At 62.8% G+C, this 13,706-nt stretch carries 15 protein-coding genes; 8 read left to right on the plus strand and 7 right to left on the minus strand.

The genetic code is table 11. The features are described 5' to 3' along the window. Positions 1–28: 28 nt before the first annotated feature. Positions 29–1,234, minus strand: coding sequence for an enhanced intracellular survival protein Eis (locus tag H351_RS07805; RefSeq protein ID WP_020970797.1), 1,206 nt, complete (start codon positions 1,232–1,234; stop codon positions 29–31). A gap of 133 nt (positions 1,235–1,367) precedes the next feature. Here H351_RS07805 and H351_RS07810 point away from each other — a divergent pair, with 133 nt between their 5' ends. Further along, positions 1,368–2,588, plus strand: a complete 1,221-nt coding sequence (locus H351_RS07810; protein ID WP_003939858.1) for a fatty acid desaturase family protein — start codon at positions 1,368–1,370, stop codon at positions 2,586–2,588. A 4-nt stretch (positions 2,589–2,592) separates the two neighbouring features. Here H351_RS07810 and H351_RS07815 read toward each other — a convergent pair whose 3' ends face one another. The 4 genes from H351_RS07815 to H351_RS07830 all read right to left on the minus strand — a co-directional run bounded on the left by H351_RS07815 (position 2,593) and on the right by H351_RS07830 (position 5,703). Beyond that, positions 2,593–3,261 carry a methionine ABC transporter permease gene (locus H351_RS07815; protein ID WP_021345548.1) on the minus strand — a complete coding sequence of 223 codons (669 nt, stop codon included), beginning with the start codon at positions 3,259–3,261 and terminating at the stop codon, positions 2,593–2,595. After that, positions 3,258–4,259 carry a methionine ABC transporter ATP-binding protein gene (locus H351_RS07820; RefSeq protein ID WP_020970795.1) on the minus strand — a complete coding sequence of 334 codons (1,002 nt, stop codon included), beginning with the start codon at positions 4,257–4,259 and terminating at the stop codon, positions 3,258–3,260. The genes H351_RS07815 and H351_RS07820 overlap by 4 nt, the downstream gene beginning before the upstream one ends. A gap of 12 nt (positions 4,260–4,271) precedes the next feature. Beyond that, complete coding sequence (locus H351_RS07825; RefSeq protein WP_029256255.1) at positions 4,272–5,129, minus strand: MetQ/NlpA family ABC transporter substrate-binding protein; 858 nt, start codon at positions 5,127–5,129, stop codon at positions 4,272–4,274. A gap of 115 nt (positions 5,130–5,244) precedes the next feature. Beyond that, positions 5,245–5,703, minus strand: a complete 459-nt coding sequence (locus tag H351_RS07830; RefSeq protein WP_019745302.1) for a nuclear transport factor 2 family protein — start codon at positions 5,701–5,703, stop codon at positions 5,245–5,247. Between the two features lie 130 nt (positions 5,704–5,833). Here H351_RS07830 and H351_RS07835 point away from each other — a divergent pair, with 130 nt between their 5' ends. The 6 genes from H351_RS07835 to H351_RS07860 are packed head-to-tail and all read left to right on the plus strand — an operon-like array spanning position 5,834 to position 11,498. Continuing rightward, the gene (locus tag H351_RS07835) at positions 5,834–7,000 is read left to right on the plus strand and encodes an acyl-CoA dehydrogenase family protein (RefSeq protein ID WP_020970792.1); all 1,167 of its coding nucleotides are present in this window, start codon (positions 5,834–5,836) and stop codon (positions 6,998–7,000) included. Continuing rightward, complete coding sequence (locus tag H351_RS07840; RefSeq protein ID WP_029256254.1) at positions 6,997–7,944, plus strand: bifunctional MaoC family dehydratase N-terminal/OB-fold nucleic acid binding domain-containing protein; 948 nt, start codon at positions 6,997–6,999, stop codon at positions 7,942–7,944. The genes H351_RS07835 and H351_RS07840 overlap by 4 nt, the downstream gene beginning before the upstream one ends. After that, positions 7,944–9,059 (plus strand): acyl-CoA dehydrogenase family protein, encoded by a 1,116-nt coding sequence (locus H351_RS07845; RefSeq protein WP_029256253.1) that lies wholly within the window; start codon positions 7,944–7,946, stop codon positions 9,057–9,059. Before H351_RS07840 ends, H351_RS07845 begins: the two co-directional genes overlap by 1 nt. Beyond that, entirely contained in the window at positions 9,056–9,484 is a 429-nt protein-coding gene (locus tag H351_RS07850; RefSeq protein ID WP_020909133.1) for a MaoC family dehydratase, read from the plus strand. Before H351_RS07845 ends, H351_RS07850 begins: the two co-directional genes overlap by 4 nt. After that, positions 9,484–10,662 (plus strand): lipid-transfer protein, encoded by a 1,179-nt coding sequence (locus H351_RS07855; protein ID WP_020909132.1) that lies wholly within the window; start codon positions 9,484–9,486, stop codon positions 10,660–10,662. Before H351_RS07850 ends, H351_RS07855 begins: the two co-directional genes overlap by 1 nt. A gap of 14 nt (positions 10,663–10,676) precedes the next feature. Beyond that, complete coding sequence (locus H351_RS07860; RefSeq protein ID WP_037120558.1) at positions 10,677–11,498, plus strand: MaoC/PaaZ C-terminal domain-containing protein; 822 nt, start codon at positions 10,677–10,679, stop codon at positions 11,496–11,498. Between the two features lie 110 nt (positions 11,499–11,608). Here the strand turns inward: H351_RS07860 and H351_RS07865 are convergent, their stop codons facing one another. Next, positions 11,609–12,385 (minus strand): SDR family oxidoreductase, encoded by a 777-nt coding sequence (locus H351_RS07865; RefSeq protein WP_003940546.1) that lies wholly within the window; start codon positions 12,383–12,385, stop codon positions 11,609–11,611. A 198-nt stretch (positions 12,386–12,583) separates the two neighbouring features. Between H351_RS07865 and H351_RS07870 the strand changes: the two genes are divergently transcribed. Then, positions 12,584–13,345 carry an SDR family NAD(P)-dependent oxidoreductase gene (locus H351_RS07870; RefSeq protein WP_020909130.1) on the plus strand — a complete coding sequence of 254 codons (762 nt, stop codon included), beginning with the start codon at positions 12,584–12,586 and terminating at the stop codon, positions 13,343–13,345. A 15-nt stretch (positions 13,346–13,360) separates the two neighbouring features. Here H351_RS07870 and H351_RS07875 read toward each other — a convergent pair whose 3' ends face one another. Beyond that, complete coding sequence (locus tag H351_RS07875; RefSeq protein WP_019745294.1) at positions 13,361–13,705, minus strand: SDR family NAD(P)-dependent oxidoreductase; 345 nt, start codon at positions 13,703–13,705, stop codon at positions 13,361–13,363. Position 13,706 lies beyond the last annotated feature (1 nt).

A 13,706-nucleotide genomic window follows, 5' to 3' on the forward strand; every position in this document is an offset into this window, starting at 1 on the left:
ATCGTCGATGCCCGTGTCGGCAACATCATCAGAATCCGTACCCGAGAATTGCGGGCTTCTCTGCGTTGAAAGCGAAGTCGAAATTCCGGATCTCCCGCGGATCGGACGCGTGGAGTCGGTGCGCCGCCGCGAAGGTCTTGGCCTGGTGCTCGCCCAGGTACAAGCTGCTCAGGACATCAGAGGGCATCGTGATCGCGGGCTCCGCGTCAGTGGCCGTACAGGTGGCCTTGCCGCCCTTGACCTGAAGTGCAAAAGTTCCGCCGGCCTTCAGGAACGGATCTTCGACCTTGACGACGGTGTCCAGGTCAGCAGCATATTCACGAGCCTCGAGAGCCGCGGGCACGTCCATGATGCGCAGCCACAGTCGATCGGAGCGCGTCGTCGTCCGGGCAAGACGGTAGTCCGTCAGCATCAGCCGGAGTGGATCGGCAGGATGTTGGCGTGTCTCGATCCGGGTGACGAGGTCGAGGCCGCAGATCGTGCGCCACAGCGCCGCGTGCGCGTCTTCGGTGATGGTGACGAACTCGTCGATCCGGGCGATGCTGTCGCGGCCCTCGTTCGTGTGCCGGTAAGCGATGTATCCGTCCGCGTGTGTCAGAAAGAACAGTCCGGAGGCGCCGTCACGATCCTCGGACGGGTCGGCGAACATGTGGTCCCAGAGCGGTTGCGGACGCAATTGAGCGCCGGGTGTCAGCAGTCGCCAGCGATCGTAGATCTCGGGTAGAAGCGTCGAGGCAGCTTTGACGTCGACGATCGACACGCCACCGTTGTCGGGCACCTCGGGGCGGAACCGCGCGAAGCGGCGATCGAGGGTGATGCCCTCGCTGAAGGTGGCCGGGCCGTATCCGAAGCGGTTGTAGATGCCGGCCTCGCTGGCCGTCAGGGCGGCAAGTGGTGCTCCGGTCGACTCGATGTGGGCGTGAAGTGCAGTGAACATCGAGCGTAGGACGCCACGGCGACGGTGAGTCGGTGCGACGGATACCCAGGTGATCCCGCGCGTGGGGAGCTGGCGTCCGCCGGGCACGGTGAATTCCATGTCGATTTCGATGGCCACGCCGACGGGTAGGTCACCGTCGACGGCGAGGATGATGTCCTCGGGCTTGTAGAGAGCCTTCGTCAGTTCGCTGACCGCGGGAGACGGGTGAAAACCGAACCCCACCGAGTCGAGTAGTTGGAGAGCCGGCCAGTCGCTCTCGGTAGCGGTGCGGATGGTGATCTTGTTTTCGGGGCTCACGTATATCGACTTTGGCATAGATTGCGTGAAGACGCACATGAATATCGGGGCTGACGTTTCCGCACCGGCTCCCAGGGGTACCGCCCGACGGACCAGTCCTGCGGCACGGAGAAAACCGATACGGAGAAACACTGTGGCGATCACCGACATCAAGGAATATGCCCATCTCACCGAGGAAGACGTCGAAGCGCTCGGGCGCGAGTTGGACGCCATTCGGCTCGACATCGAGGAGAAGCGCGGCGCGCACGATGCTCGATACATCCAGCGGACGATCGCGTTTCAACGCTCTCTGATGGTGGCCGGCCGCATCGTCTTGTTCGCCAGCAAGAAGAAGCCTGCCTGGATTCTGGGGACTGCGCTGCTGGGGGTCGGCAAGATCATCGAGAACATGGAACTCGGCCACAACATCATCCACGGTCAGTGGGACTGGATGAACGATCCCGAGATTCACTCGAGCAACTGGGAGTGGGACAACACCTGCCCGTCCTCGGGATGGAAGCACTCGCACAACTTCACTCATCACAAGTTCACCAACATCGTCGGCCTCGACAACGATGTCGGCTACGGCATCATGCGCGTCACGCGCGATCAGAAGTGGCACGCCGACTATCTCTTCCAACCGATCACGAATTTCGTGCTGGCGACCCTCTTCGAGTGGGGCGTCGCACTGCATCACCTCGAGACCGACAAGCTTCGCAAGGGCGAGGTGAAGTGGTCCGAGAAATCGGAGATGGCCAAGGACGTCGGAAAGAAGATCGCGCGTCAGGTGGCGAAGGATTACATCCTGTTCCCCGCCCTGACCGGCCCGGCGTGGAAGACCACGTTGACGGCCAACGCCGTTGCAAATCTCATCCGCAACTATTGGAGTTACGCCGTCATCTTCTGCGGGCACTTCCCCGACGGTGCCGAGAAGTTCACGCTCGAGGAATTCGAGAACGAATCCCGCGCTCAGTGGTACTTACGACAGATGCTGGGGTCCGCCAACTTTCATGCCGGCCCCGTCATGGCCTTCATGAGCGGCAACCTCTGCTACCAGATCGAGCATCACTGCTTCCCTGACCTGCCGAGCAATCGGTACTCGGAAATCGCGGTGCCGCTGCGGGACTTGTGTGACAAGTACGACCTCCCGTACACCACCGGGCCGCTGTGGAAGCAGTACGGATTGACGCTGAGGACCATCTGGAAGTTGTCGCTGCCCAACAGGTTTCTCTCCGCGTCCCAGGACGATGCTCCGGAGACGCACTCGGAGTTGAAGTTCCGCATCCGCGGCGGAATCAAGGAAGTCTTCGGCGTCGATCCGCAGACCGGTAAGCGGCGCGGCCTGCGAACTGCGATCGCGATGGTGTCGAGCTGATCGGTTACCGCTTGTGTGCCATCGAACGAACTACGAGATCGCCGGTCGACTGGATTGCTTGAACCAACACGATCAAGATCACGACAGCGACGAACAACACCGGGGTGTTGAATCGTTGGTAGCCGTACTTGATCGCGAAGTCGCCGAGACCGCCGGCGCCGATGGCGCCTGCCATGGCCGAGAAACCGATCAGCATCACCGCCGTCAGGGTTGCTCCGGCTACCAATCCCGGAACTGATTCGGGCAGTAGCACTTTGACGATGATGTCCTTGTCGGTGGCGCCCATGGATCGTGCTGCTTCGACGCGTCCGGAATCGACCTCACGCAGTGCGTTCTCGACGACGCGAGCGAAGAAGGGCACCGAGCCGATGGTCAGCGGGACGATCGCTGCCGTCGCCCCGAGCGCTGTTCCGACGATCGCCCGCGTCGCCGGGATGAGGAGGACCAACAAAATGACGAACGGCAGCGAACGGCCGATGTTCACCACGGTGCCCAGTACCGAATTGAGAACGCGGTTCGGACGGATTCCGTCGGGCGCGCTCGCGTGCAACAGAACGCCGAGGGCGATACCGATGATCACGGTGAGCACGAACGAGACGCCGACCATGTAGAGCGTGTCGAGTAGGGCTTCCCATGCTTCGCCCAGGGAATCCTGCCAGGACGTCTTGTTCATGAGAACGTCACCTTCACTCCGCGCTGCGAAAGATGTTCTTCGACAGACTTTCTTGTCTCTTCGTCGTTGGCGAGTCCGGTGTGCGAGGCGAACTCCACGCGAAGGCGGCCGACCTGATGGGCTCCGATGTCCTCGATACCGCCCGAGATCACGGTGACGTCGACATCGAGATCACGCGAGAGTTGGGAAATCACGGGCGAGGTCGACAGCGAATCGACAAAGGTGAGGAGTGCCGGAATTCCGGTCGGGGACGTTCGCACCGTTCCGGTCGGCAGTAGCGCCTCGCCGAGGGGTGAGTCCGGGTCCGCAACCAGTTCGGTGAGCGTTCCCTCGTCGACGATGCGTCCCTGGTCGATCAGGGCGGCGCGGTGACAGATCCGTCGAACCACGTTGAGCTCGTGGGTGATCAGAACGATGGTCACACCCAGACGTCGATTGAGGTCGGCGAGCAGGTCGAGGATCGAATCGGTCGTATCCGAGTCGAGGGCGCTCGTGGCTTCGTCGCACAGGAGGACATCGGGAGAAGCCGCCAAGGCCCTCGCGATCCCGACCCGTTGTTTCTGTCCGCCGGACAGTTGCGAAGGGAAGGCGTCACGTCGGTCTTCCAGGCCGACCAACTCGATCAGCTCGTCGACGCGGGCACGGCGATCTGCCCGCGAGTACCCCGCCACTTCGAGAGGAAAGGCGATGTTGGCGGCGACCGAGCGGGAGTGCAGCAGGTTGAAATGCTGGAACACGACACCGATCCGCTTGCGTGCATCGCGCAACTGCGCCGGGCTCAACGCGGTCAGATCGGTGTCACCCAACAGAATCCGGCCACTGGTCGGGCGTTCGAGCAGGTTGAGGCAGCGCAGCAGAGTCGATTTACCGGCGCCGCTCTTGCCGATGATGCCGAAGATCTCGCCGTCTTCGATTTTCAGGGACACGGAATCGAGTGCATGCAGAACTTTTGTGCCGCTGCCGTATTCCTTGGAGACCGATTCGATCGAGAAGACCATGACGGGTCTCGATCAGGTAGCGCTGGCCGGAATGACCGAGCCCTGGTAGGTCTGCTCGATGAACGTCGCGACGTCGGTGGACGTCAATGCCTCGGCCAACTTCTGCACTCGCGCATCGTTTTCGAGGGAGGTGCGAACCGTCAGGACGTTGGCGTACGGGTTGCCCTCGGCCTTCTCGAGCACCAGTGCGTCCTTGGCGGGATTGAGGCCGCCTTCGATTGCGTAGTTGCCGTTGATGATTGCGAGATCGACATTTCCGTCGTCGAGAGTGCGCGGAAGCTGCGGGGGATCGACCTGGGTGAACGTGAGTCCCTTGGGGTTGTCGATGATGTTCTTCTCGCTGATCTGCGTGATGTCGGTGCCGGGCGCGCCCAACTGCTGATCGAGCTTGATCAAACCGGCCTGCTGCAGCAGGTACAGCCCACGGGCGAAGTTCGTCACGTTGTTGGACAAAGCGACCGTTGCGCCCTGGCGCAGGTCGGCCAGGTTGGTGACCTTCTTGGAATATGCACCGAGGGGCTCGACGTGGACCTTCGCCACGGCGACCAGGTCGTCGACACCCTTTTCCTTCGACCACGATTCCTGGTACGGCACGTGCTGGAAGAAGTTGGCGTCGGTGTCGCCCGCTTCGAGCACCTCGTTGGCGTCGAGGTCGCCGGTGATCTCGCTGACCTCGATCTTGGTGTCGCCGAGCAGGCCCTTTTCTTCGACGAACTTCAAGATCTCGGCGTGCGGAACCGAAGAAGCGACGATGCGAAGGGGCGCGTTCTCATCGGAAGAGTTGTCGCTCGAGCACGCTGCGACGGTTCCGACTGCGACGGCGGCCACTGCGAAGGCAGCGAGGAATCTTCTGGTGCGCGAGCGTGACATGTGAATCTCCAAGACATAGCCGAACGTCACGCCGAGATGGCGTGACAGTTGCTGAACGCTAGCCCGGTAAACCTCCCGTGAGGAGATACAGAATCACCGCGATTTTTTCCTGTACCTATTGTCCGAGCAGGATGACCGGAACGTCCTCGGCAAAATCGACTACCAATTCACGACGCGAGAACAACCAGGTGCCGTCGACCTTTTCGAAGCTGTCCTGATAACGAATCTCGATCCGGTTGTCCCGGTGGCCCTCGCCCCGCGGATAGATGTGGTGAGCGGAGCAGTAGGCCTCACCGTGCGCGGTGGTGGGGCTGTCGAGGTCGAGGATCTGCTGCTCGACGATGTGCCGGGTCGAGTGCAGATGTGAGACGGCGTCGACCACCGAACTGCTGACGACGGTGTTCCCACGTATCTCCGTCGGCGCATCCGTTCCGTTCAATGCCGGCGGCAAGACGAATGCCACGTCGTCAGTGAAGAGAGCCGCAAGGGCGGTGGTGTTTCGGCGGTCGACGGCCTGTGCATACCTGGCGGCCAAGTCGGTGAGAGCGACGCGATCCGAGGAGTCCATGCGCATATCTCACCCTATGTGACGCCGCTCATGTTTCGGCTTCCCGCTCAACGAGACATTCACAGCGCCCACCTGGGCATCTGGTTAGCGTCCAGACCAAGAGTTGCCAGCCATGAATGCCATAGGAGAAACAGCGATGGATCTGAGGGAATCGCCCGAGCAGCAGGAGCTCCGCAAGGAGTTGCGCGCGTACTTCGCGGCGCTGCTGCCGGAAGAGAAGCGTCGCGCGGCCGGCGAGCAAGGTGTGGGCGGCGAGTACTTCCGCGAGATCGTGAAGTTGCTGGGCAAGGACGGTTGGCTCGGTATCGGCTGGCCCAAGGAATTCGGTGGCCAGGGACGCTCCATCGAAGAGCAGTTCGTGTTCTTCGACGAGGTTCAGCGCGCAGGTCTGCCGTTTCCCTTCGTGACGGTCAATACCGTCGGACCGACATTGATGAAGTACGGCACCGAAGAACAGAAGGAACGTTTCCTGCCCGGCATCCTGGCCGGCGACATCGTCTTCGCAATCGGGTACACCGAGCCCGAGGCCGGCACCGACCTCGCGTCACTCAAGACTCGTGCGGTTCTCGACGGTGACGAGTGGATCGTCGACGGCAACAAGATCTTCACCAGTGGCGCCAACACTGCCGACTACGTGTGGCTGGCCTGCCGCACCGACGCTGACGCCCCCAAGCACAAGGGCATCTCGATCCTGATCGTCCCCACCGAGGACGCAGGCTTCGAGTGGTCACCGATCAATACCGTCGGCGGTTTGATGGTGACGTCGACGTACTACTCCGGCATTCGTGTTCCGTCGAAGGACGTTGTCGGCGAGGTCAACGGCGGCTGGCAGCTCATCACGGCTCAGCTCAATCATGAGCGAATCGGCTTGGCGGCCATCGGTGGTCGCACGTACGGTCTGTGGAACCTGGTTCTGGACTGGGCCAAGGAAAACGGCGCCATCAACATCCCGTGGGTGCAGCAGGACTTCGCTCGTACACACGCCAAGCTCGAGGCCATGCGACTGCTGAACTGGAAGATGACGGCAGCCGTCGCGCAGGACACGCTCTCCGGAGCCGACGCCGGCGCTACCAAGACGTACGGGACCGAGACTCACGTCGACGTCTACCGCACTCTGCTCGGAATTCTCGGCTCCGCCGGACGCATCCGCCCCGAGTCTCCGGGCGCTTTGCTTGCCGGTCAGATCGAGCAGATCTCGCGTCAGGGTGTCGTGAACACCTTCGGCGGCGGCGTCAACGAGGTTCTGCGTGACATGGTCGGCACCATCGGCTTGGGACTCGTTCGCGAAAAGAGGGTCAAGTGAGCGACATTTCGGCGCAACTCGACGCTTTTGTCGGCCAGACGCTTGTTCCCACCACCTGGGGACCCGACGAGGTCAACATCCCCATGATCCGGCATTGGGCCGAGACCATGGGCGATACCAACCCCGTCTACCTCGACGACGACGCTGCCCGCGCCACCGGCCGTGACGGCGTCGTCGCTCCGGCTCAGATGCTCCAGGTCTGGATCATGCGGACGTTCACCGACAAGATGGCGGGCAACGACCCGTCGCAGGTGTGGACCGATCTGATCGCCACCCTCGACGCGGCCGGCTACAGCTCCGTCGTGGCCACCGATTCCGATCAGGAGTTCTTCGCCGAACTGCGCCCAGGCGATCGCGTGAACTACACCGAGGTCATCGAGTCGATTTCCCCGGAAAAGAAGACAGGCCTCGGCGTCGGACACTTCGTGACGACGCTCAAGACGTACCGCAACGGCGACGACGAGGTTGTCGGCACCCAACGGTGGCGGACGCTGCGGTTCAAGCCTCAGGAAGCTGCTGCACCGGAGGCACCGCGCGCTCTGCGTCCGCGTCCGGCTCTCAACGCGGACAACGCTTTCTGGTTCGAAGCGGCCAAAGAGCACCGCCTGGTGATCCAGCGCTGCACGTCCTGCAAGACGTTGCGTCATCCCACCGGCCCGATGTGCGGCGAGTGCCAGTCACTCGAGTGGGACACGATCGACGCGTCGGGGCGTGGCACGGTGTACAGCTTCGTGGTCAATCATCACCCCAAGATCGACGCGTTCGACTACCCGCTCATCGTTGCGGTAATCGAACTCGAAGAGGGAACCCGATTGATCGCCAACATGGTGGGTATCGCGCCCGAAGATGTCGTGGTCGACATGCCCGTGGAACTTGACTGGATCGACGCCGACCCGGATCTGACGCTTCCCGCGTTCCGGCCGGCCGTACGCGAGGAGCACTGATGGACTTCAATTTCAGCGAAGAGCAGGACGCGATTCGCTCACTGGCCGACGAGGTCTTCACCAGCAAGGCAACGATCGAGCGCACCAAGGAGATCGAACTCTCCGCCGAGCGCGTCGACCGTGAACTGTGGCGAGAACTCGCGAGTACCGGCCTGCTCGGTATCGCACTGCCCGAGGAGTTCGGCGGCGGCGGGCTCGGCTTGTCCGAGCTGTACGCACTGCTGGAGGAGCAGGGCCGTCACGTTGCGGCCGTGCCGATCTGGGAAACGACCCTTGCGGCATTGGCTGTCAATGAATTCGGTTCCGATTCCCTTCGTGCCGAGCTCCTTCCGAGTGTTGCCGACGGCAGTCGATTCCTGACCGTCGGTCTCGAAGAGTTCGGTCCGTACACGGGCGGCGACCCACTGACCACGGCCGAGCAGGACGCCGACGGCAACTGGACCGTGACGGGTGAGAAGGCAGTAGTGCCGATGACTCACGTCGCAAACCTTGCTCTCGTTTCGGCAACCGCTTCCACCGGTACGGCACTGCTGCTTGTGGATCTGAGCGCCGAAGGAGTGACGCTCGAACAGACGCAGTCCACCAACTGGGAGATCTGTGCCAACGTCACCTTTGCCGGTGCCCCCGCGCAGCTGATCGGTGCGGCCGATGGTACGACGGTTCCGTGGCTGATCGACCGCGTTGAACTGGCGTTGGCAGCAATTCAATGGGGTGTCGGCTCGGGTGCAGTCGCACAGGCTGTCACGTACCTGAACGGCCGCAAGCAGTTCGGCCGTCCGCTGGCGACCTTCCAGGCCGTCAATCATCAACTCGCTGACTGCTACATCGATCTCGAAGCGATGAGGGTGACGCTGTGGCAGGCCGCCTGGCGCATCTCCGAGGGACTGGATCTCGGCACCTCTGTACTCGTCGCCAAGTGGTGGGCCACCGACGGCGGACAGCGCGTCGTGCATCGCACCACGCATGTCCACGGCGGTATGGGCGTCGACACCGACTACCCGGTTCACCGTCACCTCTTGTGGGGCAAGCAGATTGCTGCCACCCTCGGCGGTTCCAGCTCCGATCTCGCGCGTCTGGGTGCGCAGCTCGCATCCGGTGTGGAGGTGCTCGCATGACCGTTCTTGCCGGTCGCAGTTACGCAGACGTCGTTGTCGGAGAGGCATTGCCCGAGTTGGCGATCCCGCTGACCCGCACGTTGATCGTCGCCACGGCAATCGCCACTCGCGATTTTCAGGACGTGCACCACGATCCGAGCCTGGCCCAAGAGCGCGGATCCAAGGATGTCTTCATGAACATCCTCACGAGCAACGGTCTTGTCGGTCGATACGTCACGGACTGGGCCGGATCTGCATCGACCTTGCGCCGCATCGCCATTCGTCTCGGGGCGCCCAACTACCCGGGTGACACCATGACGATGACCGGTGAGGTCGTGTCCAAGGAAGACGGAGTGGTCGTGGTCAAGGTGCAGGGTGCAAACAGCCTCGGCAACCATGCATCCGGCACCGTCGCAGTCGCTTTCAAGGAAGAGGAGAGGCTCTGATGGCGATCAGCCCGCTCTCGGGAGCCGCCGCCATCGTCGGCATCGGATCCACCGAGTTCTCCAAGAACTCCGGCCGCACCGAACTGCAGTTGGCGTGTGAGGCCATCGTCGCGGCACTCGCTGACGCCGGTATCGATCCGTCCGAGGTCGACGGTCTGTCCACCTACACGTCGGAGACGAACGGCGAAGCCATTGTGGCTCGCAACTGTGGCCTCGGCGAGCTGAAGTTCTTCTCGCGCATTCACTACGGCGGCGGCGCCGCGTGTGCCACCGTGCAGCAGGCGGCCATGGCAGTTGCGACGGGTGTTGCCGACGTCGTGGTTTGTTACCGCGCCTTCAACGAGCGCTCCGGTGTGCGCTACGGCCTTGGGCAGCACGATCGACCCATGGACAGCACCGCGGATCGCGCGGCATATGCGTGGATGACTCCGCAGGGATTGTCGACTCCCGCTCAGTGGGTCGCCATGTTCGCCCGCCGCTACATGCACCAGTACGGTGCGACGAGTGAGGACTTCGGACGAGTTGCAGTGGTGGCGCGCAAGCATGCCGCCAACAACCCGGCTGCCTGGTTCTACGAGCGTCCGATCACACTCGAGGACCATCAGAACTCGCGCTGGATCGCCGAGCCTCTGCACCTGCTCGACTGCTGCCAGGAAACCGACGGCGGCCAGGCATTGGTCATCGTCTCTGCCGAGCGCGCAAAGGATCTGGCCAACAAGCCCGTCATCATCAAGGGCGCCGCTCAGGGCAGTAGCAAGGATCAGCACATGATGACCAGCTACTACCGTCCTGACATCTCGGGTATCCCGGAGATGGGCCTGGTTGCTCGTCAGTTGTACGGCCAGAGCGGCCTGACCCCTGATGACATCAACGCCGCGATTCTGTATGACCACTTCACCCCGTTGGTGCTTCCGCAGCTCGAAGAACTGGGCTTCTGCAAGCCAGGCGAAGCCAAGGACTTCATTCGCGAAGGCAACCTCGAGATCGGTGGACGCTTGCCGTCCAACACTCACGGTGGTCAGGTCGGCGAGGCATACCTGCACGGCGTCAACGGAATTGCCGAAGGTGTGCGACTGGTCCGAGGAACGTCGACCAATCAGCCCGACGGCGTCGAAAACGTCTTGGTCACAGCCGGAACGGCAGTGCCCACCAGCGGTCTCGTTCTGGGCGCTGTTTAAGAGAGGAAATGACAGTGACAACTTCGGAAGCTGCGAAGACCGCCGGCGATTGGCGCGGAGCCGATCTCGGTACCCGCACCGTGGCGTACACCGAGCGCGACGCGATCTTGTACGCACTCGCCGTGGGCGCCAAGGCAACCGAGCTGGACCTCGTCTTCGAGGATCAGCTTCGGGTACTGCCGACTTTTGCTCTGACGCTGGCACAGTGGGCTCCCGACGCTCTGGGTTCGGCGGGCGCCTTCGACACCTCGACGGCACTGCACGGCTCGCAAGAGTTGAAAGTGCTTGCTCCGCTTCCGCGTAGCGGTGAGGTGACGTTGAAGGCTTCGGTCGGCGAGGTGTGGGACAAGGGTGCTGCGGCCGTGTTCGAAGTGAAGGTGGAGTGCGAATACTTCGTCGCGACCTGGTCACTTTTTGCTCCCGGTGCCGGCGGATTCGGCGGAGAACGTGGACCCTCACGTCCGGCGGAGCCGACCGGTGAGCCTTCGCTGACCGGTGTGCTGACCACAGCGGAGAACCAGACGGCGATGTACCGGCTCCTGGGCGACAAACACCACATCCACATCGATCCCGAGGCTGCGGCGCGGATCAACCAGCCGCGTCCGATCATGCACGGGCTGTGCACGTTGGCCGCCAGCACACTCGAGCTTGCTCGGGTCACCGGAGTGCATCCGGCTGATCTTGTCAGTCTCGAAGGTCGATTCGCTGCGGCGATCCATCCGGGTGAGTCGCCGTCCATCGTTGCGTGGGGTACTCCCGACGACTTGGCTTTCCAGGTCACCAAGGGTGATCAGGTAGCGATTTCCGGTGCACGAGTGAGCTTCTCCGCTCACTAGTCCCTCCAGACTCAACTGCGGGGTGCTTGACCCCTTGTCGCGCCCCGCAGTTGTTTGCACGAAGAAGCAGCCCCTGAGCGATTCGCTCAGGGGCTGCTCTGTGCTTGTGTTCAGTCCTGATGGGTCGCCATGTAGCGAGCCGGGTACTCACCGCCGCCGTGAACGGCGATGTCGGCGCCGTTGACGTACGAGGAGAGTGGGCTCGCCAGGAACAGGCAGGAGTTGGCGATATCGGCCGGGACGGCCATGCGCTCCATCGGAATGGTCCTGGTGACCGCCGCGCCGCCGTCGGCGCCGTAGACCTCGGCGGCAGCCTCGGTACGGATCAGGCCGGTGGTGATGTGGTTGATCCGGACCTTCGGCGCCCATTCGAGGGCCAATGCCTTGGTCAGAACGAGGAGGCCGGCCTTGGCTGCGCTGTACGCCGCGGTTCCGGGCTGCGGATCGATTGCCGAGACGCTGCCGATGTTGATGATGGCACCGCCGTCGTCCTGAGTCTGCATCACTGCGTTGGCGGCCTGGGCAACGTTGAAGGGTGCCAACAGGTTCAGGGCCACGATCTTCTCGACGAAGCGGGGTGACACCGTCGCAGCATCGGCATCGGGGGAGCCGCCGGCGTTGTTGACCAGGACGTCCAGACGGCCGAAGCGCTCGACGGCATCCTGGACGAGGGCTGCGGCGTCGGCGGGATCGCGGACGTCCGTGGCGCGAAAGGCTGCGCTACGGCCGTCGGCGGTGGGTAGGTTTTCGGGCTCGTTACGGCCACAGACCAGCACGTTCGCACCCGCGGCGAGGAAGGTTTCGGCGATGACGTAGCCGATGCCTTTGGTGCCGCCGGTGACGATCACCGAGCGTCCGCTGAAATCGACGGGGTTGGGCAGTGTCACGGTGGAGCCTTCCTGGTGCGGTGCCGAGCTGAATTGCCGCCCAATGTGATTGACGCGACGTGGTCGCACACCTTAGGGTCAAGCAAGTGCTTGGTTGTTTTGTAGGTCGAGTGTAGACGACAAACGGCGGCAGTCACCAGAATCGACCGGTCCTTCCCGCAAAGGGACCTCTGCGTCGACAGACATTGGAGTAGTCACATGGGCAAGCTCGAAGGCAAAGTTGCACTCATCACGGGTGCGGGTCAGGGAATCGGGCAGGGGATTGCCCTGGCCTTGGCCAAAGAGGGCGCCGTGATCGCCGTTGCCGGTCGCACCGAATCCAAGTTGCACACCACCTGCGGACTACTCGCTGACATCGGTGCGCGCGGTGAGGCCGTGGTTTGTGACGTCAGCAAGAAGGACGACATCACGGCGGCCGTGGACCGAACCGTCGAACTGTTCGGCGGAATCGACATCCTGGTCAACAACGCCAACGACTGCAAGCCAGGCCCGCTCTTGAGCGTGCTGGACGAAGACTTCGAGCGTTCTTTCGCGACGGGCCCACTCGCCACCCTGCGCATGATGCAGGCGTCGTACCCGCACATGAACAGTCGTGGCGGTGGCGTCATCATCAACATGGTCACCTCGGCAGCCGTGCGCTGGGATGCGAGTAACTACGGCGCTTACGGTTCCATCAAGGAAGGCATGCGCTCGTTGACCCGCGCTGCCGCCTGCGAATGGGGCAAGGACAACATCCGCGTTCTCAACGTCGCCCCGCACGCCAAGACCCCCGCGTTGCAGTGGTGGATGGACAAGAATCCGGAAGAGGCGGCGGCTTTTGTCGCGGGTATCCCGCTGGGACGCGTCGGAGATCCCGAGACCGACATCGGTCGTGCCGTCGTCTTCCTCGTCAGTGAAGACGCCGGTTACCTGACGGGTGCCACGATCCCGCTCGACGGCGGTCAGTCGCGCTGGGGCTGACCGCCATCGACCCGATCAGGTCATCACGGCGCCGCCGTCGACGGCAATCGTCTGCCCGGTGACGTTGCGAGCCTTGTCGCTGAGCAAGAACGCGACCATCTCGGCGATATCTCCGGGCGTCTGGGCTCGACCCATCGGAACCATTTGGGCAACAAAAGAATCGAAGACATCAGCATCGGAAACGCCCGCTAGTGCAGCATCGCGCCGACGCAGTTCCTTGATGGTTCGCAGCCACATGTCGGTGAGGATCAGCCCGGGCATGACCGTGTTCGAACGGAGCCCTCGAGTCGCGCCGATCCGGGCGACGCTGTGACTCATCTCGATCACGGCGGCCTTCGACGGCCCGTAGTGCGCGAGCATG

The sequence above is a fragment of the Rhodococcus erythropolis R138 genome (assembly GCF_000696675.2).
Taxonomy (GTDB): Bacteria; Actinomycetota; Actinomycetes; order Mycobacteriales; family Mycobacteriaceae; genus Rhodococcus_F; species Rhodococcus_F erythropolis.

What these genes read in the sequence shown, in the direction of transcription:
- H351_RS07835 (WP_020970792.1), top strand. Translation starts at nt 5,834, where the DNA reads ATGGATCTGAGGGAATCGCCCGAGCAGCAGGAGCTCCGCAAGGAGTTG.
- H351_RS07825 (WP_029256255.1), bottom strand. Translation starts at nt 5,129, where the DNA reads ATGTCACGCTCGCGCACCAGAAGATTCCTCGCTGCCTTCGCAGTGGCC.
- H351_RS07820 (WP_020970795.1), bottom strand. Translation starts at nt 4,259, where the DNA reads ATGGTCTTCTCGATCGAATCGGTCTCCAAGGAATACGGCAGCGGCACA.
- H351_RS07845 (WP_029256253.1), top strand. Translation starts at nt 7,944, where the DNA reads ATGGACTTCAATTTCAGCGAAGAGCAGGACGCGATTCGCTCACTGGCC.
- H351_RS07855 (WP_020909132.1), top strand. Translation starts at nt 9,484, where the DNA reads ATGGCGATCAGCCCGCTCTCGGGAGCCGCCGCCATCGTCGGCATCGGA.
- H351_RS07875 (WP_019745294.1), bottom strand. Translation starts at nt 13,705, where the DNA reads ATGCTCGCGCACTACGGGCCGTCGAAGGCCGCCGTGATCGAGATGAGT.
- H351_RS07870 (WP_020909130.1), top strand. Translation starts at nt 12,584, where the DNA reads ATGGGCAAGCTCGAAGGCAAAGTTGCACTCATCACGGGTGCGGGTCAG.
- H351_RS07850 (WP_020909133.1), top strand. Translation starts at nt 9,056, where the DNA reads ATGACCGTTCTTGCCGGTCGCAGTTACGCAGACGTCGTTGTCGGAGAG.
- H351_RS07815 (WP_021345548.1), bottom strand. Translation starts at nt 3,261, where the DNA reads ATGAACAAGACGTCCTGGCAGGATTCCCTGGGCGAAGCATGGGAAGCC.
- H351_RS07830 (WP_019745302.1), bottom strand. Translation starts at nt 5,703, where the DNA reads ATGCGCATGGACTCCTCGGATCGCGTCGCTCTCACCGACTTGGCCGCC.